The organism is Serratia sp. TSA_130.1, assembly GCF_052691795.1.
The window spans coordinates 37870-59865 of sequence record NZ_JBQZFS010000006.1 but is presented as its reverse complement, the minus strand read 5'-3'; the positions used below and the strand labels follow the sequence as shown (position 1 = coordinate 59865).

At 58.8% G+C, this 21996-nt stretch carries 21 protein-coding genes and 1 pseudogene; 14 read left to right on the top strand and 8 right to left on the bottom strand.

Annotated features, from left to right (window positions below):
* Positions 1–304: 304 nt before the first annotated feature.
* Together ACUTQY_RS19190 and ACUTQY_RS19185 are read left to right on the top strand one after the other, a co-directional pair.
* Positions 305–1273, top strand: coding sequence for a threonine/serine dehydratase (locus ACUTQY_RS19190; protein WP_046687994.1), 969 nt, complete (start codon positions 305–307; stop codon positions 1271–1273).
* Positions 1260–2201: an ornithine cyclodeaminase family protein gene (locus ACUTQY_RS19185; RefSeq protein ID WP_033645142.1), complete on the top strand. Its 942-nt coding sequence runs from the start codon at positions 1260–1262 to the stop codon at positions 2199–2201. The genes ACUTQY_RS19190 and ACUTQY_RS19185 overlap by 14 nt, the downstream gene beginning before the upstream one ends.
* 25 nt (positions 2202–2226) lie before the next feature.
* Here the strand turns inward: ACUTQY_RS19185 and yidA are convergent, their stop codons facing one another.
* The 5 genes from yidA to dnaA all read right to left on the bottom strand — a co-directional run bounded on the left by yidA (position 2227) and on the right by dnaA (position 9231).
* The gene (gene yidA / locus ACUTQY_RS19180; protein WP_033645143.1) at positions 2227–3042 is read right to left on the bottom strand and encodes a sugar-phosphatase; all 816 of its coding nucleotides are present in this window, start codon (positions 3040–3042) and stop codon (positions 2227–2229) included.
* A 125-nt stretch (positions 3043–3167) separates the two neighbouring features.
* Positions 3168–5582 carry a DNA topoisomerase (ATP-hydrolyzing) subunit B gene (gene gyrB / locus ACUTQY_RS19175; protein ID WP_004933898.1) on the bottom strand — a complete coding sequence of 805 codons (2415 nt, stop codon included), beginning with the start codon at positions 5580–5582 and terminating at the stop codon, positions 3168–3170.
* An 18-nt stretch (positions 5583–5600) separates the two neighbouring features.
* Complete coding sequence (recF, locus tag ACUTQY_RS19170) at positions 5601–6686, bottom strand: DNA replication/repair protein RecF (protein ID WP_004933895.1); 1086 nt, start codon at positions 6684–6686, stop codon at positions 5601–5603.
* Positions 6687–6731: 45 nt separating this feature from the next.
* Positions 6732–7832: a DNA polymerase III subunit beta gene (gene dnaN, locus ACUTQY_RS19165; RefSeq protein ID WP_004933892.1), complete on the bottom strand. Its 1101-nt coding sequence runs from the start codon at positions 7830–7832 to the stop codon at positions 6732–6734.
* 4 nt (positions 7833–7836) lie between these two features.
* The gene (dnaA, locus tag ACUTQY_RS19160; RefSeq protein WP_004933889.1) at positions 7837–9231 is read right to left on the bottom strand and encodes a chromosomal replication initiator protein DnaA; all 1395 of its coding nucleotides are present in this window, start codon (positions 9229–9231) and stop codon (positions 7837–7839) included.
* 682 nt (positions 9232–9913) lie between these two features.
* Between dnaA and rpmH the strand changes: the two genes are divergently transcribed.
* The 6 genes from rpmH (at position 9914) to ACUTQY_RS19130 (ending at position 14714) form a co-directional block, all read left to right on the top strand.
* Entirely contained in the window at positions 9914–10054 is a 141-nt protein-coding gene (gene rpmH, locus ACUTQY_RS19155; protein ID WP_000831330.1) for a 50S ribosomal protein L34, read from the top strand.
* A 17-nt stretch (positions 10055–10071) separates the two neighbouring features.
* Entirely contained in the window at positions 10072–10431 is a 360-nt protein-coding gene (gene rnpA / locus ACUTQY_RS19150) for a ribonuclease P protein component (RefSeq protein ID WP_004933883.1), read from the top strand.
* Positions 10395–10652, top strand: a complete 258-nt coding sequence (gene yidD / locus ACUTQY_RS19145; protein ID WP_004933881.1) for a membrane protein insertion efficiency factor YidD — start codon at positions 10395–10397, stop codon at positions 10650–10652. Before rnpA ends, yidD begins: the two co-directional genes overlap by 37 nt.
* A 2-nt stretch (positions 10653–10654) precedes the next feature.
* Positions 10655–12292: a membrane protein insertase YidC gene (gene yidC, locus ACUTQY_RS19140; RefSeq protein WP_033645144.1), complete on the top strand. Its 1638-nt coding sequence runs from the start codon at positions 10655–10657 to the stop codon at positions 12290–12292.
* 96 nt (positions 12293–12388) lie between these two features.
* A complete protein-coding gene (mnmE, locus tag ACUTQY_RS19135; protein WP_033652323.1) occupies positions 12389–13753 on the top strand; it encodes a tRNA uridine-5-carboxymethylaminomethyl(34) synthesis GTPase MnmE in 1365 nt (454 codons plus the stop codon).
* 160 nt (positions 13754–13913) lie between these two features.
* Complete coding sequence (locus tag ACUTQY_RS19130; protein ID WP_016929603.1) at positions 13914–14714, top strand: MBL fold metallo-hydrolase; 801 nt, start codon at positions 13914–13916, stop codon at positions 14712–14714.
* Positions 14715–14724: 10 nt separating this feature from the next.
* Here the strand turns inward: ACUTQY_RS19130 and ACUTQY_RS19125 are convergent, their stop codons facing one another.
* A complete protein-coding gene (locus tag ACUTQY_RS19125; RefSeq protein ID WP_230358662.1) occupies positions 14725–15732 on the bottom strand; it encodes a threonine/serine transporter in 1008 nt (335 codons plus the stop codon).
* Here ACUTQY_RS19125 and ACUTQY_RS19120 point away from each other — a divergent pair.
* Positions 15731–15877, top strand: coding sequence for a hypothetical protein (locus ACUTQY_RS19120; RefSeq protein WP_226772979.1), 147 nt, complete (start codon positions 15731–15733; stop codon positions 15875–15877). The two genes, ACUTQY_RS19125 and ACUTQY_RS19120, sit on opposite strands and share 2 nt — an antisense overlap.
* Before the next feature lie 25 nt (positions 15878–15902).
* Here ACUTQY_RS19120 and ACUTQY_RS19115 read toward each other — a convergent pair whose 3' ends face one another.
* Positions 15903–16796 carry a hypothetical protein gene (locus tag ACUTQY_RS19115; RefSeq protein ID WP_089185144.1) on the bottom strand — a complete coding sequence of 298 codons (894 nt, stop codon included), beginning with the start codon at positions 16794–16796 and terminating at the stop codon, positions 15903–15905.
* 193 nt (positions 16797–16989) lie between these two features.
* Between ACUTQY_RS19115 and ACUTQY_RS19110 the strand changes: the two are divergent.
* From ACUTQY_RS19110 to ACUTQY_RS19095, 4 genes and pseudogenes are all read left to right on the top strand, one after another.
* A pseudogene (locus ACUTQY_RS19110) lies at positions 16990–17091 on the top strand.
* A gap of 275 nt (positions 17092–17366) precedes the next feature.
* The gene (locus ACUTQY_RS19105) at positions 17367–18092 is read left to right on the top strand and encodes a 4'-phosphopantetheinyl transferase family protein (protein WP_033645147.1); all 726 of its coding nucleotides are present in this window, start codon (positions 17367–17369) and stop codon (positions 18090–18092) included.
* 161 nt (positions 18093–18253) lie between these two features.
* Entirely contained in the window at positions 18254–18820 is a 567-nt protein-coding gene (locus ACUTQY_RS19100) for an NADPH-dependent FMN reductase (protein ID WP_046687993.1), read from the top strand.
* Between the two features lie 76 nt (positions 18821–18896).
* Positions 18897–19949 carry a hypothetical protein gene (locus tag ACUTQY_RS19095; RefSeq protein WP_033645149.1) on the top strand — a complete coding sequence of 351 codons (1053 nt, stop codon included), beginning with the start codon at positions 18897–18899 and terminating at the stop codon, positions 19947–19949.
* A gap of 35 nt (positions 19950–19984) precedes the next feature.
* Here ACUTQY_RS19095 and ACUTQY_RS19090 read toward each other — a convergent pair whose 3' ends face one another.
* Positions 19985–21322 carry an NCS2 family permease gene (locus ACUTQY_RS19090; protein WP_046687992.1) on the bottom strand — a complete coding sequence of 446 codons (1338 nt, stop codon included), beginning with the start codon at positions 21320–21322 and terminating at the stop codon, positions 19985–19987.
* A gap of 235 nt (positions 21323–21557) precedes the next feature.
* Here ACUTQY_RS19090 and ACUTQY_RS19085 point away from each other — a divergent pair, with 235 nt between their 5' ends.
* The gene (locus ACUTQY_RS19085) at positions 21558–21962 is read left to right on the top strand and encodes an NUDIX hydrolase (protein WP_033645151.1); all 405 of its coding nucleotides are present in this window, start codon (positions 21558–21560) and stop codon (positions 21960–21962) included.
* Positions 21963–21996 lie beyond the last annotated feature (34 nt).

Genomic DNA, 21996 nt, shown 5'->3' with positions numbered 1-21996 from the left:
GCCCGGCTAGCCGGCCCCATTCCTGATGGGGAAACTCAACGACGCCCAAACGGTATAAGTAAAGGAAGCGAGCATTATTTTATTGATTATCCTTCTCCTCATTAAATACGCCCACAGCGGCACCTTACTTAACGCAAATAAATAAAAAATTGTGCCGCTAAACGCCCAGTAATGTTTATTTTCACCGCATACGCGATGCCGTACCCCCGCCATTTCCGCTTTCTGGCCGGGTTGCCCGACGGGGTTTACAATCCATACAAAAAAGTACAAACTGGATTTTAAGTCTAAAAAATCCGGAGCCGGTATGAACCCCCTTTTCGATGCCATTGTTTCTGCCCATCAGCAACTGCGCCCTCAGGTGCGAGTCACGCCATTGGAGCGCAGCGTGCTGCTTTCTCAGCAATTGGGTTGCGAGCTGTATTTGAAATGCGATCACCTGCAGCACACCGGTTCCTTTAAATTTCGCGGCGCCAGCAACAAGCTGCGGCTGCTGGATAACGCGCAACGCCGGCGCGGCGTGATCGCCGCCTCTACCGGCAACCACGGTCAGGCCGTCGCTTTGGCGGGGCAACTGATGGGCGTTGGCGTCACGGTTTATGCGCCGGAGACGGCGGCGAGCATCAAGCTCGACACCATTCTCGCGTTGGGCGGCACCGTGGAATTGGTGCCGGGCGATGCGCTGAACGCCGAACTGGCGGGGGAACAGGCCGCACGCGAACAGGGGAAAACCTATATCTCGCCGTATAACGACGAGCAGGTGATCGCCGGCCAGGGCACCTGCGGCATGGAGCTGGTTGAACAGCTCACCGATCTGGACGCCGTGTTCGTGGCGGTCGGCGGCGGGGGTTATATCGCCGGCATCGGCACCGTTCTGCGGCAACTGTCGCCGAACACGCAGCTTATCGCCTGCTGGCCGGAAAACGCCACCAGCCTGTACAGCGCGCTGGAAGCGGGCCATATCTTCCCGGTGGAAGAGCAAGAAACCCTGTCCGACGGCACCGCCGGCGGCGTCGAGCCGGGCGCCGTGACCTTTCCGCTGTGCCAACAGCTGATCGACCGCAAAGTGCTGGTCAGCGAGGCGGAGATTAAACACGCGATGCGCCGGATAGCCGCCAGCGATCGCTGGATTATCGAAGGCGCGGCCGGCGTGGCGCTGGCGGCGGCGATCAAACTGGCGCCGGAATACCAGGGTAAAAAGGTGGCGGTGGTGCTGTGCGGCAAGAACATCGTGCTGGAGAAATACCTCAAGGCCATCGCCGATGCACATCCTTAATCGGCAGCAAATCCTCGCCGCGTTCGATGCCGAGACCATAACGCCGCTGCTGAAGCAGGGTTTTATCGCCTACTCGCAACAGCGGGTGCAACAGCCGCCGGTGCAGCATTTCCTGTTCGAGCGGGCCGACGGCGACTGCTGCATCAAGTCCGCCTGGTTGGAAGGCGACGAACTGTTCGTGGTCAAGATCTCTACCGGTTTCTATCGCAATGCCGAACACGGCCTGCCGAGCAATCAGGGGCTGATGATGGCGTTCTCCGCCCAAACCGGCGAGCCGCAGGCGCTGCTGCAAGATGAAGGTTGGCTGACCGCGCTGCGCACCGCCCTGGCCGGCCGCATCGTCGCCGAGCTGTGCGCGCCGCCGCATATTCAGGCGATCGGCATTGTCGGCACGGGCCTGCAGGCGCGGCTGCAGCTGCAATGCCTGAAACCGGTGACCGATTGCCGCGAGGTGTGGGTGTGGGGGCGAGACGAACAGGCGCTGGCGGCGTATCGGCGCGATACCGAAGCCGAGGGTTTTCGGGTGCGGGTTACGCAGAATGCGGCGGAACTGGCGGCGCACTGTCAGCTGATCGTGACCACCACGCCCAGCCGCGAACCGATATTGCAGGCGGCGGATATTCGGCCCGGTACGCACATCACCGCCGTGGGCGCCGACACGCCCGGCAAGCAGGAACTGGCGACCGAGCTGGTGGCCCGCGCAGACGCGCTGCTGGTCGATGCGCTGACGCAGTGTGCGGACTATGGCGAGATCGCGACGGCTTATCGGCAAAATAGGCTGATTTCAACGCCGATCGTCGAAATTGGCGCCGTCTTGGCGCAGGGAGGGCGGGTACGACGCGAGCCGCAGCACATCACCATCGCCGATCTCACCGGCTTGGCGATTCAGGATCTGCAGATCGCCAAAGGGGTGTTGGCGAAAGTATAAAGGGGCGCCGCAGCGCCCCGCGTTATCAGGCGTTGAGCACGAACTTCTCGATAGCGCGCGCCACTCCGTCTTCGGTATTGGCGCTGGTGACAAACTGCGCCACCGCTTTCAGCTCGGGAATGGCATTGCCCATCGCCACGCCGACGCCGGCATATTCGATCATCGCCGTATCATTGGCCTGATCCCCCAGCGTCATGATGTTCTCCCGCGCCACGCCGAGATGCTCGGCCAGCATTCTCACCCCGGCGCCTTTATCGACGTTTTTGTGCAGGATCTCGAGGAAATAAGGCGCGCTTTTCAGGATGGTGTAACGCGCGCGCGTTTCCGCCGGGATGCGCGCGATGGCGCGGTCCAGCAGCTCCGGCTCGTCGATCATCATCACTTTCGGGAAACGCATCTGGCGATCCATCTCTTCCACGCTGCGGTATTTCAGCGGAATACCGGTCATTTCCGCCTCGTGTATGGTGTACTTGCCGATGTCCTTGTTCGGGGTATACAGGGTATCGAAATCAAACGCCTGGAAGTGAACGCCGAACTCGCGCGCCATCTGCTCGAAATGCAGATAATCCTCAAAGCCCAGCGTTTCTTGCAGAATGCAGGCGCCGTCGACCGCACGCAGCACCAGCGCGCCGTTATAGGTGATACAGAAATCGCCGGGGCCCTGAATGTCCAACTGGCGCAGATAATCCTGCACGCCGACATAAGGCCGCCCGGTGGCCAGCACCACGTGTACCCCTTTGCGCCGCGCCGCCGCGATAGCCTGCTTTACCGCCGGCGTGATTTGGTGCTGCGGATCCAGCAACGTGCCGTCCATGTCGATCGCAATCAGTTCAATAGCCATTCAACGCTTCTCCCAGTGGTTTTTATTCATGCTAACGCGTTTCAGCCTCGGCTGTCAGCGCCAAAAAAGGCCAAAAAAAAATCCGCGCGGGTCGCCCGGCGCGGATTTTCACAGCCATTAACGCATCAGATATCGATGTTCGCCGCTTTCAGGGCGTTTTCTTCGATAAAGGCGCGACGCGGTTCAACCGCATCGCCCATCAGCGTGGTGAACAGCTGATCGGCAGCGATGGCGTCCTTGACGGTCACGCGCAGCATGCGGCGGCTTTCCGGATCCATGGTGGTTTCCCACAGCTGCTCCGGGTTCATCTCGCCCAGACCTTTATAACGCTGCACCGACAGGCCGCGGCGCGACTCTTTCACCAGCCACTCCAGCGCCTGTTCGAAGCTGTCTACCGGCTGACGGCGTTCGCCGCGCTCAATGAACGCGCCCTCTTCGATCAGCCCGCGCAGCTGCTCGCCCAGCTGGCAGATCTTGCGGTATTCACCGCCGTGGATGAAATCGAAGTCCAGCTTATAGTCGGTATCCACGCCGTGGGTACGGATGCGCAACGCCGGCTCGAACATCTGGCGCTCGCGGTTCTCGAAGATCACGAAGTCATAGCTGCTGCCGTGCTGCTCTTTGTCGTTCAGCGCCTGCACCAGCGACGCGATCCAGGTTTTCACCTTGGCTTCATCGCTGAGATCGCCTTCGTTCAGCGTCGGCTGGTAGATCAGGCTGTTCAGCAGCGCGCGCGGGTAGCGGCGCTCCATGCGGCCAATCAGCTTCTGCACGCCGTAGTGCTCGGCCACCAGTTTCTCCAACTGCTCGCCGCCGAGCGCCGGTGCGCTGGCATTGGTGTGCAGCGTAGCGCCATCCATCGCGATGGCGATCTGATACTGATCCATCGCCTCGTCATCTTTGATGTACTGCTCCTGCTTGCCTTTCTTCACCTTGTACAGCGGCGGCTGTGCGATGAACACGTGGCCACGCTCGATGATTTCCGGCATCTGGCGGTAGAAGAAGGTCAACAGCAGCGTACGGATGTGCGAACCGTCGACGTCGGCATCGGTCATGATGATGATGCTGTGGTAACGCAGCTTGTCCGGGCTGTACTCGTCGCGGCCGATGCCGCAACCCAGCGCGGTGATCAGCGTCGCCACTTCCTGCGAAGAGAGCATTTTGTCGAAACGCGCTTTCTCGACGTTGAGGATTTTCCCCTTCAGCGGCAAGATAGCCTGATTCTTGCGGTTGCGCCCCTGCTTGGCAGAGCCGCCCGCGGAGTCCCCTTCCACCAGGTACAGTTCGGACAGCGCCGGATCGCGTTCCTGGCAGTCCGCCAGTTTGCCCGGCAGGCCGGCCAGATCCAGCGCGCCTTTGCGGCGGGTCATCTCACGCGCTTTACGCGCCGCTTCGCGCGCGCGCGCCGCGTCGATGATTTTGCCGACCACGATTTTCGCGTCGCCCGGATTCTCCATCAGGTAATCCACCAGCTTCTCGTTCATCAGCGTTTCAACCGCGGTTTTCACCTCGGAAGAGACCAGCTTGTCCTTGGTCTGAGAAGAGAACTTCGGATCCGGCACCTTCACCGACACCACGGCGATCAGGCCTTCACGCGCGTCATCGCCGGTGGCGCTGACCTTGGCCTTCTTGCTGTAGCCTTCCTTCTCCATGTAGCTGTTCAGCGTACGGGTCATCGCGGTACGGAAACCGACCAGGTGCGTGCCGCCGTCGCGCTGCGGAATGTTGTTGGTGAAGCAGTAGATGTTTTCCTGGAAACCGTCGTTCCACTGCAGCGCCACTTCCACGCCGATGTCGTCTTTCACGGTGGAGAAGTAGAACACGTTCGGGTGAATCGGGGTTTTGTTCTTGTTCAGGTACTCGACAAACGCCTTGATGCCGCCTTCGTAATGGAAGTGGTCTTCACGGTCGGTGCGCTTGTCCTTCAGGCGAATAGACACGCCGGAGTTGAGGAAGGACAGCTCGCGCAGACGCTTGGCCAGAATGTCGTACTCGAATTCGGTCACATTGGTGAAGGTCTGGTGACTCGGCCAGAAGCGCACCATGGTGCCGGTCTGCTCGGTTTCGCCCACCACGTTCAGCGGCGCCTGCGGCTCGCCGTGGCTGTAAGTTTGTTCGTGCACTTTGCCTTCGCGGCGGATCACCAGCTCCAGTTTCTCCGACAGGGCGTTAACCACCGAGACGCCCACGCCGTGCAGGCCGCCGGAAACTTTATAGGAGTTGTCGTCGAATTTACCGCCGGCGTGCAGCACGGTCATGATGACCTCTGCGGCTGAAACCCCTTCTTCCGGGTGAATGCCGGTCGGAATGCCGCGGCCGTCATCCTGCACCGATACCGAGTTGTCGGCATGGATGGTGACCTGAATGTCACTACAGTGGCCCGCGAGCGCTTCGTCGATAGCGTTGTCCACAACCTCGAATACCATGTGGTGCAGACCGGTGCCGTCATCGGTATCGCCGATATACATGCCCGGGCGCTTGCGCACCGCATCCAGCCCTTTTAATACCTTGATACTTGAGGAGTCATAAGAATTCGACATCAACGTTTCTCGCTCATTTTAGTCCTGTGGTTGAACCTCTATTTTACCCTGTTCCACGCGGAACATCTTGCCCTTTTCACCGGCCATGTCGGTCACTTGTTCAGCGCTGACCGCGCTGACAAAAACCTGGGCCTGGGTGGCTTTCAGGCGATCGGCCAGCAACCGGCGACGGCCGGTGTCCAGCTCGGAGGCAAAATCATCAATCAGATACAGGCAACGCCGCCCGCTCTGCCGGGTGAGAAACTCACCCTGCGCCAAGCGCAACGCGCACATCAGCAGCTTAAGCTGACCGCGCGATAACAAATCCTCTACCGGCGTGCCGTCGGCACGAATGCGAAAGTCCGCTTTATGCGGCCCCACCGCGGTATAGGTCAACGCCCTGTCGCGCTCAAACTGGCGCTCCAGCAGCTCGCCGTAGTCGCTCTCTTTGTCCCAGCCGCGCTGGAAGGAGAAGCTCAGGGCGAATTCAGGCAGAAACTGCGCGCAGGTCGCGGTGATATCCGCGGCGATCGCGTCGCTGTATTCCGCCCGCCATTCACTGATGCGCTCCGCGAGCGGGATCAGTTCCTGATCCCAGGCGCGGATCTGCGCATAGCGACTCACCTGGCGCAGCGCGGCATTGCGCTGCTTCAGTAACCGTTTCAGGTTGCTCCAGGCGGTGAAAAAACCGGGTTCGTTATGAAAACAGCCCCAGTCCAGGAAAGCGCGCCGGAATTTCGGCCCGCCGTTCAGCAGGGTAAAACCTTCGGGGGTGATCAGCTGCATGGGCAGCAGCTGCGCCAGCTCGGCCACCTTGTGGCCGTCGCTGCCATCGATGCGTACTTTGCTGTCACCCTGACGGCTCTTGCTCAATCCTACCGATAGCTCGCGCTCCGCGCCTTCGATGCGGCCATGCAGCACGAACTCCGGTTGGTCGTGGCGGATCACCCGACCGGCCTGCAGACTGCGAAAGGCGCGGCCATGGCCGAGCGTATACACCGCCTCCAGCACGCTGGTCTTGCCGCTGCCGTTAGCGCCGACCAGGAAGTTGAATCCCGGCGCCAGCGCCAAATCCGCCGCCTCGATATTGCGGAAGTCTTTAATCAATAAACGCGTCAGAGCCATGCAATCTCTTTACCGATGACGGTGCTGTAATTCAAGGTAACGAGACTACAACCGCATTGGCATGACAACGTAGGCCGCCGCCTGGCTGGCGCCGTCTTCGATCTGCACGCTGGAGACCGAGTCGGTCAACAGCAGGCGCACGTCTTCACACTTGAGCGCGTTCAACACGTCCAGCACGTAGCTGACGTTGAAGCCGATCTCCATCTCCGCGCCGTCGTAGCTGACGTCGAGGATCTCTTCCGCCTCTTCCTGTTCCGGGTTGTTGGCGGTGATCTTCAGCTGATTCTGGCTGACGTACAGCCGCACGCCGCGGAATTTCTCGTTCGAGAGAATAGCCGCGCGGGCGAACGCCTGCTTGAGCAGATCGCAGCCGGCTTCCAGCGTTTTGTCCGGGTTCTTCGGCAAAACGCGGCGATAGTCCGGGAAACGGCCGTCAACCAGCTTGGACGTGAAGATGAAATCGCCGACGTGGGCGCGAATGTTGTTGCTGCCGATCTGCAGCTGCAGCAGCGAATCGCCGCCGTCCAGCAAGCGCACCAGCTCCATCACCCCTTTACGCGGCACGATCACCGAATGCGACGGCAGCTGCTGGCCGATCGGCATCGAGCACACCGCCAGGCGGTGGCCGTCGGTCGCGACGGTGCGCAACTCTTCGCCCTCGGTTTCAAACAGCATGCCGTTCAGGTAGTAACGCACGTCCTGATGGGCCATCGAGAACTGGGTGGCTTCGATCAGGCGCTTCAGCGTCGCCTGCGGCAAGGTGAATTCCACCTCGCTCTGCCAGTCGTCCAGGTTCGGGAAGTCCGCCGCGGGCAGCGTGGACAGCGAGAAACGGCTGCGGCCGGATCGCACCAGCATGCGCTCGCTCTCCAGCGTGACGGCGATCTCCGCCCCTTCCGGCAGGCCACGGCAGATATCAAAGAATTTGCGCGCGGGCACGGTGGTCGCGCCCGGCTCATGCGGCTGGGACAGGGCGACGCGCGCCACCATCTCCATCTCCAGATCGGTGCCGGTCAGCAGCAGGGAGCCTTCCGTCACCTGCAACAGCAGGTTGCCCAGGATCGGCAAGGTCGGGCGGCCGCCCAGCGGGCTGCTCACCTGTTGCAGCGGTTTTAGCAGATGCTCACGTTCAACGATAAATTTCATAGCGCTATGAAGATAATGTTCTGATTAAATTGGAGAAATCTTCTTTGATGTCGTGACTTTCCTCACGCAGCTGCTCGATCTTCCGGCAGGCGTGCAACACCGTGGTATGGTCGCGGCCACCAAACGCATCGCCGATTTCCGGCAGGCTGTGGTTGGTGAGTTCCTTCGCCAGCGCCATCGCCATCTGGCGCGGGCGGGCAACGGATCGCGAACGCCGCTTGGACAGCAAATCCGCGACTTTAATCTTGTAATACTCCGCCACCGTCTTTTGGATATTGTCGATGGTGACCAGCTTTTCCTGCAGCGCCAGCAGATCGCGCAGCGCTTCGCGCACGAAATCGATGGTGATGGCCCGGCCGGTAAAGTTGGCGTTGGCGATCACGCGGTTCAGCGCCCCTTCGAGCTCACGCACGTTGGAACGCAGGCGCTTGGCGATGAAGAACGCCACTTCGCCCGGCAGGCGAATGTCGTTTTCGTCGGCCTTTTTCATCAGGATCGCCACGCGGGTTTCCAGCTCCGGCGGCTCGATCGCCACCGTCAGCCCCCAGCCGAAGCGGGACTTCAGACGATCTTCCACTCCGTTGATCTCTTTAGGGTAGCGATCCGAAGTCAGGATGATCTGCTGATTGCCTTCCAACAGGGCGTTAAAGGTATGGAAGAACTCTTCCTGCGAACGCTCCTTGTTGGCGAAGAATTGGATGTCATCGATCAGCAACGCGTCGACCGAACGGTAGTAGCGCTTAAACTCTTCGATGGCATTGTTCTGCAACGCTTTGACCATGTCTTGTACGAAGCGTTCCGAGTGCATGTAGACCACTTTGGCGTTGGCCTTGCGCGCCATGATGCCGTTGCCGACCGCGTGCAGCAGGTGGGTTTTACCCAGGCCGGTGCCGCCATACAGGAACAAAGGGTTGTAGGCGCCGCCCGGATTGTCCGCCACCTGGCGAGCCGCCGCGCGCGCCAGCTGGTTTGACTTACCCTCGACGAAGTTGTCGAAGGTGTGTTTGGGGTTGACGTTGGAGCGGTAAGAGAGCTCGGGCTGCGCCGCCGCGTTGTCCCAGCTCGGGCGCGAAGGCGCGGCCGTGCGCGCCGCCGGGGCCGCAGGAGCGCTGCTGACGCTGGCGGTCACGGTCTGGCTGATCACCTGCGTGATCGGCTTGCTGCCGACTTCAAAACGCAGCAAAGGCGCATCCGTGCCGCAGAAATCATTCAGCAGACCATTGATATTGTTTAAGTACTTATCGCGAACCCAATCCAGCACAAAACGGTTAGGCGCGTACAGCGCCAGGGTGTTGTCACTCAGTTCCGCCTGCAATGGGCGAATCCACATACTAAATTCTGTGGCAGGTAACTCATCCTGCAATCGGGCAAGACACTGCTGCCAAAGCGAAAGTGACACGGCGGACTCCACTCGAACAAGATCAATAAAGAAAAGAAACGGGCAACTTTTTTATAACTCATGATTTTTGACACATACCCGGCATCGGCTGTTTGCCTGTGGGGGATGCGAACCGCCTTTCACGGTTTGTGTCCCTCACGATCCCGGCATGAGGGATCGCGATCGGAATGACGGATCATAGCGCAATCCGCGCAAGAGATCCTCCCCTTCCTCACAGATTAGATCCATTTTATCCACAGGCCGCGGCCGGCGGCGATCTTTTCGCCGCCGGCGCCGCATGACCACGCAGATCCCGGCCTCTGCGCCGCGTTTTTTACATTGTCAACCGGTTATACCCTGTTATCCACGTCGGATCCTGGGATCGCGCGCAAAGGATCTCACGGGGATCCTTGCGATTTCACCCCGAGTCCGTATAATCTTCGCCCTACGTGTGATACCTGGTTCCTTATGGTGCGTCATTAGCCAGACAGGATTCTGCGGTGACCACGGGCCAAGACCGGATTTTGTGCCGTTATTGGCAGACAACCAGGTAGGCTGGCGCGATGCGAATTGACTCAGGACTGTACAATTATTACAATCCCGCTTCTTTATGTATTGCGATTGAGGCGTCGGTCATCTTCACGCCGAGTAGCCAAACGCGTTTACTGATCAGTAATTATTTTAAGTTTAGGTAGAAATCGCTATGAAACGCACTTTCCAACCGTCCGTATTGAAGCGCAACCGTAGCCACGGTTTCCGTGCTCGTATGGCCACCAAAAATGGTCGTCAAGTTCTGGCCCGCCGTCGTGCGAAAGGCCGTGCTCGTCTGACTGTTTCTAAGTAATAAAGCTAACCCGCTGAGTGGTTAAGCTCGCTTTTCCCAGGGAGTTACGTTTGTTAACTCCCACTCATTTCACTTTCGTCTTCCAGCAGCCACAACGGGCTGGCACGCCGCAAATCACCATCCTCGGCCGCCTGAACCAGCTGGGGCATCCCCGCATCGGTCTTACCGTCGCCAAAAAACACGTCAAACGCGCGCACGAGCGTAATCGGATCAAACGCCTAACCCGCGAAAGCTTCCGCCTGCGCCAGCACGAATTACCGGCGATGGATTTTGTCGTGGTGGCCAAAAAGGGGATAGCGGATTTGGATAACCGCGCGCTGACGGAAGCTTTGGATAAATTATGGCGTCGCCACTGTCGCCAGGCTCCCGCATCCTGATCGGGCTGGTGCGGGCCTATCAGCTCGTCATCAGTCCGCTGCTAGGGCCTCGTTGTCGCTTCCAGCCGACATGCTCTCATTACGCAATTGAGGCATTAAGCAGGTTTGGCATGATAAAAGGCAGTTGGTTAGCATTGAAACGCGTATTAAAATGCCACCCTTTGAACCCAGGTGGCGATGATCCGGTGCCGCCAAAAACCGACGATAACAGAGAACACTAACGATGGATTCGCAACGCAATCTTCTCCTCATCGCTCTGCTGTTCGTGTCTTTCATGATCTGGCAGGCATGGCAAACGGACAACGCTCCGCAGCCGGCCGCACAGACCACGCAACAGACTTCGAACGCAGTAGCCGGTGATGCCGCCAGCCAGGCCGTGCCAGCCAGTGGTCAGGGTAAGCTGATTACCGTGAACACCGACGTGCTGTCACTGACCATCAACACCCGTGGTGGCGATATCGAGCAGGCTAAACTGTTGGCCTACCCGGAAACTCTGGGTTCATCGACTCCGTTCCAACTGCTGGAAACCACTCCGTCGTTCGTCTATCAGGCGCAAAGCGGCCTGACCGGTAAAAACGGCCCGGACAACCCGGCCAACGGCGAACGCCCGCTGTACCAAGCGGCGCAGGACAGCTACACCCTGCCGGAAGGCCAGGACGAGCTGCGCATCCCGCTGACCTACACCGATAAAGACGGCGCGGTCTACACCAAGACCTTCGTGCTCAAACGCAACCACTATGCGGTCGGCGTGGATTACAGCATCGACAACAAAGGCGCGGCGCCGCTGGAGCTGACCCTGTTCGGCCAGCTGAAGCAGACCACCGAATTGCCTAAGCACCGCGATACCGGCAGCAGCAACTTCGCGTTGCACACCTTCCGCGGCGCGGCATACTCGTCCAGCGAGGACAAGTACCAGAAATACGCGTTCGACAAAGACGAAAACCTGAGCGTCACCACCAAAGACGGTTGGGTCGCCATGCTGCAGCAGTACTTCGCCACCGCGTGGGTACCGGCGACCAAGGGTGACAACACCTTCTACACCGCCAAACCGGGTGACAACTTGTCCACCATCGGCTTCAAATCTACCCCGGTCGTGGTGCAGCCTGGCGCTCAGCAGCAGCTGAACGCGACCCTGTGGGTCGGCCCGGAGCTGCAGGACCAGATGGCCCAACTGGCGCCGCACTTGGACCTGACCGTGGATTACGGCTGGCTGTGGTTCATCTCCCAGCCGCTGTTCAAACTGCTGAAGTTCATCCACGGCTTTATCGGCAACTGGGGCTTCTCCATCATCATCATCACCTTCATCGTGCGCGGCATCATGTACCCGCTGACCAAGGCGCAGTACACCTCGATGGCGAAAATGCGCATGCTGCAGCCGAAGCTGCAGGCGATGCGCGAACGCATCGGCGATGACAAGCAGCGCATGAGCCAAGAGATGATGGCGCTGTACAAGGCGGAGAAAGTCAACCCGCTCGGCGGCTGCCTGCCGCTGATCATTCAGATGCCGATCTTCCTGGCGCTGTACTACATGCTGATGGGTTCGGTCGAGCTGCGCCACGCGCCGTTCGCCCTGTGGATCCATGACCTGTCGGCGCAAGACCCGTACTACATCCTGCCAATCCTGATGGGCGTGACGATGTTCTTCATCCAGAAGATGTCGCCGACCACCGTGACTGACCCGATGCAGCAGAAAATCATGACCTTCATGCCGGTGATCTTCACAGTGTTCTTCCTGTGGTTCCCGTCCGGTCTGGTGCTGTACTACATCGTCAGCAACCTGGTGACCATCCTGCAGCAGCAGCTGATTTACCGTGGTCTGGAAAAACGCGGTCTGCACAGCCGCGACAAGAAAAAAAGCTAAGCGTATTGTAGGGGTTCGGCGCGCCGACCCTTGCAGTCACCCCAAAGGCGGTCATTAGACCGCCTTTTTGCATCTTAATCGTCAGAGAGAACCGTTATGAGCACCACCGATACCATCGTAGCCCAAGCCACCCCGCCGGGACGCGGCGGCGTCGGCATTCTGCGCATTTCCGGAAGCAAGGCCAAAGACGTCGCCCAGGCGTTGCTCGGCAAGCTGCCGAAGCCGCGCTACGCTGACTATCTGCCGTTCCGCGACGCTACGGGCGCCACCCTCGATCAGGGCATCGCGCTGTGGTTCCCGGGGCCGAACTCCTTTACCGGCGAAGACGTGCTGGAACTGCAGGGCCACGGCGGGCCGGTGATCCTCGATCTGCTGCTCAAGCGCGTGCTGGCGCTGCCCGACGTGCGCATCGCGCGGCCGGGCGAGTTCTCCGAGCGCGCGTTTCTCAACGACAAACTCGATCTGGCGCAGGCCGAAGCGATTGCCGATCTGATCGACGCCAGCTCCGAGCAGGCGGCGCGTTCGGCGATGAACTCGCTGCAGGGCGCGTTCTCCACCCGCATCCACCAGCTCGTGGAAGCGCTCACTCACCTGCGAATCTATGTGGAAGCGGCGATCGACTTCCCGGACGAGGAAATCGACTTCCTGTCCGACGGTAAAATCGAGGCGCAGCTCAACGACGTGATGGCGGATCTGGACAACGTGCGCGGTGAAGCGCGCCAGGGCAGCCTGCTGCGCGAAGGGATGAAGGTGGTGATCGCCGGGCGCCCCAATGCCGGCAAATCGAGCCTGCTCAATGCGCTGGCAGGACGCGAGGCGGCGATCGTCACCGATATCGCCGGCACCACCCGCGACGTTCTGCGCGAACACATCCATATCGACGGCATGCCGCTGCACATCATCGACACCGCCGGCCTGCGCGACGCCAGCGACGAAGTGGAACGCATCGGCATCGAACGTGCATGGAACGAGATCGAACAGGCCGACAGGGTGCTGTTTATGGTTGACGGCACCACCACCGCCGCCACCGAGCCGGCGGAGATCTGGCCGGAGTTTATGGCGCGCCTGCCAGGCACGCTACCTATCACCGTGGTGCGCAACAAAGCCGACATCACCGGTGAAACGCTGGGTATGACGGAAGTGAATAACCACTCACTTATTCGCCTGTCGGCCCGCACCGGCGAAGGCGTCGATGTGCTGCGCGATCATCTTAAACAGAGCATGGGCTTCACCAGCAACATGGAAGGCGGCTTCCTGGCGCGCCGCCGCCACCTGCAGGCGCTGGAACTGGCGGCGCAGCATCTGGTACAGGGCAAAGAACAGTTAGTGAGCGCTTACGCGGGGGAGCTGCTGGCCGAGGAACTGCGCCAGGCGCAGCTGGCCCTGAGCGAAATCACCGGCGAATTCACCTCCGACGATCTGCTGGGCCGCATTTTCTCCAGCTTCTGTATCGGCAAGTAACACCGCCAGACGCCTTCACGGCCGGGACAAGCCCTTGTTCCGGCCGTTTTTCTTTTCCGCTCTCGCTCTGCGCGCCGGCTCTGCGCGCCGGCTCACAGAGCCGCCGCAGCGTCCCGCGCTATACTGGCCAGTCAGGAATCTCTCTCAGGAACGAGTCAACATGGCATTGACCCTCAGGGTACTGCTGGAAAACCGCCGCGCCGCCGGCGCCAACCCGCTATTGCAGGCCAAGGCCGGGTTAAGCCTGCTGATTGAGGATGATACGACGTCCATACTGTTCGATACCGGCCCCGACGACAGCTTTCTGCGCAATGCGGCGCTGATGGGTGTCGATCTCTCCCGTATCACCGCGACGGTGCTCTCCCACGGCCACTATGACCACTGCGGCGGCGTCGCCTGGCTGCCAGACAACAGCCGTATCATCTGCCACCCGCAGGTCGGCGATGAGCGCTATGCGGCGCTGAAGGTGCTGGGCCACACTCGGAAAATCAAAAAGCTCTCTTTGGATATCGACTACTCGCGCCACCGCATGCAATACAGCCGAGAGCCGCTGGCGATCGGCGATCGCTTTATGTGGTCAGGCGAAATCGCGGTGCCCGCACCCCGCGCCTACGGGGTGATCGCCGGGGAGAACGCAGCGGTAGATTACGTTATTGACGAAGGGGTGCTGATTTACAAATCGGATCGCGGTCTGGTGATCGTGACCGGCTGCGGGCACCGCGGGATCGTCAATATCGTGCGCCATTGCCAGCAAATCACCGGGATCGATCGGATCCACGCCTTGATCGGCGGTTTTCATCTGCGCTGCGCTTCCCCGCGCACGCTCTGGCGCGTCCGCCGTTTTTTGCGCCAGCATCAGCCGGAAAAGATTATGGGCTGCCACTGTACCGGCGCCTGGGGCCGGCTATGGCTGCCGGAAGGGATCGCGCCGGCCACCGGCGATAGGCTGGTGCTGGATTAAGCGTGCCGCTTTACACCAACAACGTTGCGATTACCGCGATCCCGCAGCCCAGCACGACGACGCCGATCCCCTTTTGCCTGCCGTCGCCCCGTAGCAAAAAATACAGTGATGGGATGAAAAAGACGGTCATCACGATAACGGGTATCGACCAGCCCGAGATGATCTTGATAATGCTCGGGTTGATCGCGCCAATAAACGTACAGACAACGATATTCCCTGCGATGATTCTCTTTTTGCCCGCCACGCCGAAGGACGTAATGCCATCGATCACGCCGGTCAACGTGCCGATATAGGCGCCGCCGGTCAGTAAACACAGCAACAGGGCAGCGCCTAACCACGCCGTGGCGTTGCCGGTCAAACCGGCGGTATAAAACAGCGCATCCACATTGCGGCTGTTAATGATTGAGATGTCATCCAGCGTCAGCAAACGGCTGATGGCGATAACGATCATGACGATAAACGCCATGATCAGTACCTTGCCAAACAGAATACTGCGCGCCTGCGGTCGTAAGGCGCTTTTCGCAAAGCGCTGGATGCACGGGGTAAAGTTAAATGTAAAAAGAAAAATCGGCAGCAGCAGCCACGTCTGCAATGAAATGCCAGGCGGCGCCTGCACCGCCTGCTGCCCCACCGCAGGTTGTAACAGGAAAAACACCGCCAGGATCGCCACCAGTACGATAGAAACCAGTGCCATTCTGGAAATCAGGTGCTCGATTCGCTGACTAAACGCCAACCATGCCACCGACAGCGCGGCACTCAGCAACAGCGAAATGCCGCCCCTGACCCAGAATCCGTTGTGGAAAAAAGACGCGACGACGTTGACCAAGGTGATGAAATTTATCAGCACGATAATAATCATCGACAAAATAAACAGCACACAGACGATTGCCGCTGCCCGCTCGCCGATAAATGTCGATGATGCCGCCAGGAAATCTTTCTCCGGGTGCGAAATGATGAATTTGAAAAAAAGATAGTGCGCCATCATCGATACCGACATGGCGATAACGATAAACAGCATGAACACTTTCATCCCCAGCACGCCCGGCCCCACCGCCTGTGGCAAAAAGAAAATCCCGGCGCCGAATGCCGTGGAGAAGAAAGTGACAGGCCAATACAGGTGTGAGATTTTCATGATGATGCTCGACCATCATGGCTATGCGTGACGCATAGCCAGCTGGCACAAAAATGTCATTCGAAACAGGATTTGCCGAAGAAGACCAGTAAAGAAGGCAAAGCGAAGTTATCGTAAAAAGTCGCGGCCGCACGATAGCCGTTAAGCACGTTGACGCGTGAACACAGCGGAAAAACGCCAATATGCGACGTGTAATTATCAAAGATTTTATTGGAGGAAATGCGATACCGAATAGCCCTGAACGTCGCAGCATTTCCCGCCGCGCAGGTCGGTTTATTTTCCTTGATGATATCGAACGCGTGTTCACCCACCGTCATCTTCACATTTCCGTCTTGGCGCTGAAAATACGCCTCTTTATCCATACGGTTTTTAATGTGGCGTTTAAAGCGATCCGCCATGTTTTTCTCACTGACATAAAATGCATTGATATCAATGCCATGACGTTGATTCGACGCCAGAATGTAGTCGTTTATTTTTTCCGGAATAATGTACGGCGATGTCGCCATCTTCCTGAATTCGTTAGCGCCGTCTATCTCGCTGCCATCACTTTTTTCCATATAGAAATCATTTATTTCCATCAAGAAGTCAGGCTGAACACTGAGCCGTCTGATGGATTCGGCAATGTAGTCGATGCAGAAGCGCGCGGACTTTTCCACTTCACTGCTGACAGAAAAACGATCGTCCAAATTAACCACGGTATGCCCACCGGAAATCACCACCTTATCCGTCAAAAAAGACGATGCCAGCGCGATGAGGTCTTCAACGTTGTTATTTGAAACCTCATTGTTGATAACCTCAGCGATCCCATTCTGATCGGCTTTGTAGACGATAAAGCGATCTTCACCCTTCCAACCTTTTTTGCAGTTACATTTATATTCTTTAAAAACAACACGTTCAGCTGTCTTATAAAAATCGGCGCTTTGCAGCGGCATTAATTCGAGATCTGGCATACCCTTCTTCCCTATTCGTAGCCAATGACGCCAACTTTTTATAACAATAGCTAATGTAAATTTAGTGACCTGACTCTGATAATTAATAAACACCCACAATAAATAGGGTTTTTGTGGGTTTGCTCACATTTTCAAGTTCAGGTTATTTTAACCATTTTTATTATGTGGTTTTATATTTCCAACAAACGAATGCGGAGAGGTGGGCGAGTGGTTTAAGCCAGATTTAAGAAACTAACCGTTTCTTAAATCCACACGAGTCATCGTGTCGTAGGTTCGAATCCTGCTCTCTCCGCCAACTTTTTCTTATCAGGCGATATTTTATGGGTTCATTGGACGCCGTCGATTCGAAAGCGGCTGGCTTCGGAACTGATTAATTTTATGCACGACCCCGTTACGCAACGCGATTTGAGGTCTGAATAACCTTCGCCTTGCATGCCCCCATCCCCTCCTGCACAGCGCAAAAGCCAACAAATCGGATAATCCGCATAGTGTTTTTTGATGATAAATCCTCAACTTAGTCTTAATCTAACACCCCTGCGTTCTTAGCGACCCTCTGTCATGGAGTGAACAATGGCGTGTCATTTTGCCCGATGGACCCCGGCCTCCGCTGTCCTGGATACCCAGAGACTCTCCGACGAAGTGATAGCCGCCACCCGCACCTTTTCCGTTAAGCGCCGCACGCGTTACCTGCAAGGGCGCATTCTGCTCGCCGAAATGATGTTTTACCTGTACGGCCTGCCGACGCTTCCCCCTATAGCCACCACCCCGACCGGCCGCCCCTGCTTCGCCGATCATCAGCTGCCCGATTTTAGCCTCGCCTACGCCAGCAACACCGTGGGCGTGCTGCTCAGCGACGAAGGCAAAGTCGGACTGGATATCGAAGTGATGCGGGCGCGCGGCACCCGGCAAAGCGCGCTGCAACACGCGCATCAGACGCCGGCGGAAAGTGCCTGGATCGGCGCGCAGGACGATCGGCTGGAGGCGGAAACTCAGCTGTGGAGCATCCGGCAAAGCGTGCTGAAAATTTCCGGCCTGGGCAACAGCGGCCAGTCTACGCTGCGTCTGCATCCGTTCTCCGGGCACCTGCGCTCCAGCGCCACGCCGGACGTTCAGGTGATGAGCGACGCCGATGAATACCTGAGCTGGGCCTGCGCCGGCAGCCCCGGGCTGGATCGCCTGCTGTGCTGGCGCTACGAAGAGCGCCGCGGCCTGCACAAAGACGGGGAAATCTCGCCCCGCAGCCCGGCGGCGTCCTCGCGATTCGTCAAACTGACGGGCCTGAAGACGCCCGGTTAACGTGGCGCAAGGCGGATAAAGCCGTTTTTACCGCACGAATTTCTGCCGTAATTTGTAAAAACAGCTAAATGTTGAGCAATCGCCTATTCTCGACCCGAGCTTTAGCCTACTATTCGCCCATGTTGTCCGCTGAATCTGCTCATTCGAAAGGGAGAATCATCATGTCAGACCAAGCCTTAAAAATCGTCACTCTGCTCGGCAGCCTGCGCAAAGGCTCCTACAACGCCATGGTGGCCCGCGCCCTGCCAGGCCTGGCTCCGCAGGGCGTCACCATTGAAGCGCTGCCTTCCATCCGCGATATCCCGCTGTACGACGCCGACATGCAACAGGGTGAGGGTTTCCCTGCCGCGGTCGAAGCGATAGCAGAGCAGATCCGCCAGGCCGACGGCGTGATCATCATCACCCCCGAATACAACTATTCCGTGCCCGGCGGGTTGAAAAACGCCATCGACTGGTTGTCTCGCTTGCCGAATCAACCGCTGGCCGGCAAGCCGGTGGCCATTCAAACCAGCTCGATGGGGCCCATCGGCGGCGCGCGCTGCCAGTACCACCTGCGCCAGATCCTGGTGTTCCTGGATGCGATGGTGATGAACAAGCCCGAGTTTATGGGCGGCGTGATCCAGAACAAGGTCGATGAACAGGCCGGTGAACTGAGCGATCAGGGAACGTTGGATTTCCTGACCGGCCAGCTGTCCGCGTTCAGCGATTTCATTCGCCGCGTGGAATGACGGTCTCGCGGCGCCCGCAGGGCGCCGCAACAGGACATGAAGTCCGCCAATTTATTGAAATTAAAGCCATAGCATCATGTATTTTTTCATTTTAGCGTTATTTTTCGTTTCCATCACCAGTCCCGCTTTCGCCGCAGACATGCGTTATCCCGCCGGTGAAGAGCCGCTGGAGCTGCCTGCGCACAGTGCGCTTAACGCCCAACTGTCGCGATCCGCGCAAAACCAGGAAGATAAAAAGCTGGGCGCCATGTCGCTGTACCTGACGCTGATGCGCGAAGACGGCCGCAACGTCTGGGCCCCCTACCAGTTGGCGGTATCGTCGGCGGAGAAAGGGCAAACCGAGCTGGCGGAGCGCTATCTGCAGCTGAGCGCCGATCGCGGCCTGTGGTACTACTACAATCTGCTGGAGGACGACGCCTTCAACAGCATCCAGCATTCCGCCACCTACCAATCCATTCTGGCCGCCACCAAAGCGCGCTATCTGCAGCACGCCCGCCGCTATGAAGGCAAAGCCAGCTACGCGATACCGGACGGCGAAGCGCCGCCCGAAGGTTGGCCAACGGTGATCTTCCTGCATACCTACGGCAAGGCCGCCGCCATCAGCCCCGAGGAACGGCTGCTGTTCGGCGAAATGGGCGTGGCCTATATCGAGATCAACGGCACGCAGATGTTGTCGGAAAACAGCTTCCGCTGGTCGAATTACAGCGACGAAAGCACCCAGGCCGCCCTTCAGCGTACGGTGCAACAGCTGGCTCCACAGTTAAAGCTGAACCCCCAGCGGATTTATCTCAGCGCTCGCGGCCAGGGTGCGCTGCACGCCGCCAATCTGATCGCGAAGTACCCGCAGTTTTACGCCGGCGCGCTATTGATCGCCCCCAACGGCGAGATCAAGCCGGCCCAGCAGTCGCTGGCGGCGAAAAAGAAAATCGTGATGGCGTATTACGATCGGCAGAACTTCAGCGAGCAGGCGCTGGCATTGCACTTCGCCAATCTGTTCGGAGAGGATAATCAGGTGCAGACGCTGCACTTCGCCCAAGGGGAGGATGCCGCCGGCAGTTGGCAGGCGCGCTTCAGGCGGCCATTGCAATGGGTGCTGGATCGGGCGCCGGATGCGACGCCGGGAGTCTAGGGTTTCAGGGCCGACGGACGTCGGCCCTTTGGCTGTCAATGGCCGTCGACGAAGACGATCTTCAGCACAAACAGCAGCGCCACGACCACCACGCACGGGCTGATTTCACGCCAGCGGCCGGTACCGAGCTTCATCACGCAGTAGGAGATAAAGCCGAGCGCAATGCCTTCGGTGATCGAGAAGCTGAACGGCATCATCACCGCGGTGACAAACGCCGGTACCGCTTCGGTCAGATCGTCCCATTTCACCCGCGCCAGGCTGGAGGTCATCAGCACGCCGACGTAGATCAGCGCGCCGGCGGCGGCATACGCCGGCACCATACCCGCCAGCGGCGACAGGAAGATCACCAGCAGGAACAGCAGGCCGGTGACCACCGCCGTCAAACCGGTGCGGCCGCCCACGGCGACGCCGGATGAGCTTTCGATGTAAGCGGTTACGGAAGAAGTGCCCGCCAGCGAACCGGCCACCGAGCTGATGCTGTCAACGTACAGCGCCTGCTTCATGCGCGGGAACTTGCCCTGATTGTCGGTCAAACCGGCTTTATCGGTGACGCCGATCAGGGTGCCGGAGGAGTCGAACAGGTTCACCAGCATAAACGAGAAGATGACCCCGGCCAGCCCGATGTTCAGCGCGCCGGCCACGTCGACCTGGCCCACTACCGAGGTGATGCTCGGCGGCAAGGAGAACAGGCCGCCGTATTTCACGTCGCCCAGCATCCAGCCGATCAGGGTGGTGACCACGATCGATACCAGCACCGCCGCGTGGAAGTTGCGCGAAGAGAGCACGGCGATGATGAAGAAGCCGAGTGCCCCCAGCAGCACATTGTGCGAGGTCAGGCTGCCAATGGTCACCAGCGTGTCCGGGTTGGCCACCACGATGCCGGCGTTTTTCAGCCCCATCATGCCGATGAACAGACCGATGCCGCTGGTGATGCCGACCCGCAGGCTGATCGGAATGTTGGCGATCATCCAGTAGCGAATGCGGAAAATGGTCAGCAGCAGCAGGCCGACCGCGCCCCAGAAGATGGCGCCCATGCCCACCTGCCAGGAGATTCCCATCGCGCCGACCACCACGAAGGCGAAGAAGGCGTTCAGGCCCATCGCCGGCGCCAACGCCACCGGCAGGTTCGCCAGCAGGCCCATAAAGATGCTGCCGAAGGCGGCGATCAAACAGGTGGTGACAAATACCGCCTGGGTATCCATGCCCGCCGCGCCCAAAATTTGCGGGTTAACGAACACGATATACACCATGGTGAGGAAAGTGGTGATACCGGCAATCGTTTCCGTACGCGCCGTCGTGCCATGTTGCTTGAGTTTAAACACACGCCCAAGCAAGCCTTGCTCAGCGTCAAGGCCAGATACTGGTTTGGTCATTATCAGAATTCCGAAAATGGGAATGGACAGTCGCCGGCTATCCTATAACAAAAAATGGGGCTTTTGACGCCGGTCACAGGTTTTTTTCGCCGTCTTTACGGCTAAACGCGTCAACGGCTTGTATTTACAGGCATTCATTCTCCATCACAGCCCGCCGCGTTGCCGTTTGCCGACACGGCCGATAAAATGGCCTATCGCATCTCTTACCCTACCCGCTAAAAAAACAGGAACCCGCATGTCTTCGACCTTTATCGATAAGCTCGCGTTGATCGCGCTGAAAGATGACAAAGTGGCGCTGGTGCGCTCGCACAACAAGACGCTGTTTTATGTACCGGGCGGAAAGCGCGAAGCGGGTGAAACCGATGAGCAGGCGCTGTGCCGCGAAATCGACGAAGAGCTGACCGTTGCGCTGCAGCCGCAATCCATCGCGTTTTACGGCGAGTTCACCGGCCCGGCGGACGGCAAGCAGGACGGCACTCAGGTGCGCATTCGTTGCTACCAGGCCGACTTTACCGGGCAGTTGCAGCCGGCCGCCGAAATCGCCGAGCTGAAGTGGTGCGACAGCCGCGATCTGCCGCAGTGTTCACACGTCGCCGCGCTGATTTTGCACGATCTCAAGGCGCGTAGCCTGATCAAGTGATCGCTGAGCGGCCTCAGCGGCGTTAACCCGAAGG

Excerpts from the sequence above, each read along its gene's own strand:
- mnmE (WP_033652323.1), top strand. The coding sequence starts at position 12,389 with ATGAGCACCACCGATACCATCGTAGCCCAAGCCACCCCGCCGGGACGC.
- rpmH (WP_000831330.1), top strand. The coding sequence starts at position 9,914 with ATGAAACGCACTTTCCAACCGTCCGTATTGAAGCGCAACCGTAGCCAC.
- recF (WP_004933895.1), bottom strand. The coding sequence starts at position 6,686 with ATGGCTCTGACGCGTTTATTGATTAAAGACTTCCGCAATATCGAGGCG.
- dnaN (WP_004933892.1), bottom strand. The coding sequence starts at position 7,832 with ATGAAATTTATCGTTGAACGTGAGCATCTGCTAAAACCGCTGCAACAG.
- ACUTQY_RS19090 (WP_046687992.1), bottom strand. The coding sequence starts at position 21,322 with ATGACCAAACCAGTATCTGGCCTTGACGCTGAGCAAGGCTTGCTTGGG.
- yidA (WP_033645143.1), bottom strand. The coding sequence starts at position 3,042 with ATGGCTATTGAACTGATTGCGATCGACATGGACGGCACGTTGCTGGAT.
- ACUTQY_RS19100 (WP_046687993.1), top strand. The coding sequence starts at position 18,254 with ATGTCAGACCAAGCCTTAAAAATCGTCACTCTGCTCGGCAGCCTGCGC.
- ACUTQY_RS19185 (WP_033645142.1), top strand. The coding sequence starts at position 1,260 with ATGCACATCCTTAATCGGCAGCAAATCCTCGCCGCGTTCGATGCCGAG.
- yidC (WP_033645144.1), top strand. The coding sequence starts at position 10,655 with ATGGATTCGCAACGCAATCTTCTCCTCATCGCTCTGCTGTTCGTGTCT.
- ACUTQY_RS19105 (WP_033645147.1), top strand. The coding sequence starts at position 17,367 with ATGGCGTGTCATTTTGCCCGATGGACCCCGGCCTCCGCTGTCCTGGAT.
- gyrB (WP_004933898.1), bottom strand. The coding sequence starts at position 5,582 with ATGTCGAATTCTTATGACTCCTCAAGTATCAAGGTATTAAAAGGGCTG.
- ACUTQY_RS19130 (WP_016929603.1), top strand. The coding sequence starts at position 13,914 with ATGGCATTGACCCTCAGGGTACTGCTGGAAAACCGCCGCGCCGCCGGC.
- ACUTQY_RS19120 (WP_226772979.1), top strand. The coding sequence starts at position 15,731 with ATGAACACTTTCATCCCCAGCACGCCCGGCCCCACCGCCTGTGGCAAA.
- ACUTQY_RS19115 (WP_089185144.1), bottom strand. The coding sequence starts at position 16,796 with ATGCCAGATCTCGAATTAATGCCGCTGCAAAGCGCCGATTTTTATAAG.
- ACUTQY_RS19085 (WP_033645151.1), top strand. The coding sequence starts at position 21,558 with ATGTCTTCGACCTTTATCGATAAGCTCGCGTTGATCGCGCTGAAAGAT.
- ACUTQY_RS19190 (WP_046687994.1), top strand. The coding sequence starts at position 305 with ATGAACCCCCTTTTCGATGCCATTGTTTCTGCCCATCAGCAACTGCGC.
- ACUTQY_RS19095 (WP_033645149.1), top strand. The coding sequence starts at position 18,897 with ATGTATTTTTTCATTTTAGCGTTATTTTTCGTTTCCATCACCAGTCCC.
- ACUTQY_RS19125 (WP_230358662.1), bottom strand. The coding sequence starts at position 15,732 with ATGCTGTTTATCGTTATCGCCATGTCGGTATCGATGATGGCGCACTAT.
- yidD (WP_004933881.1), top strand. The coding sequence starts at position 10,395 with ATGGCGTCGCCACTGTCGCCAGGCTCCCGCATCCTGATCGGGCTGGTG.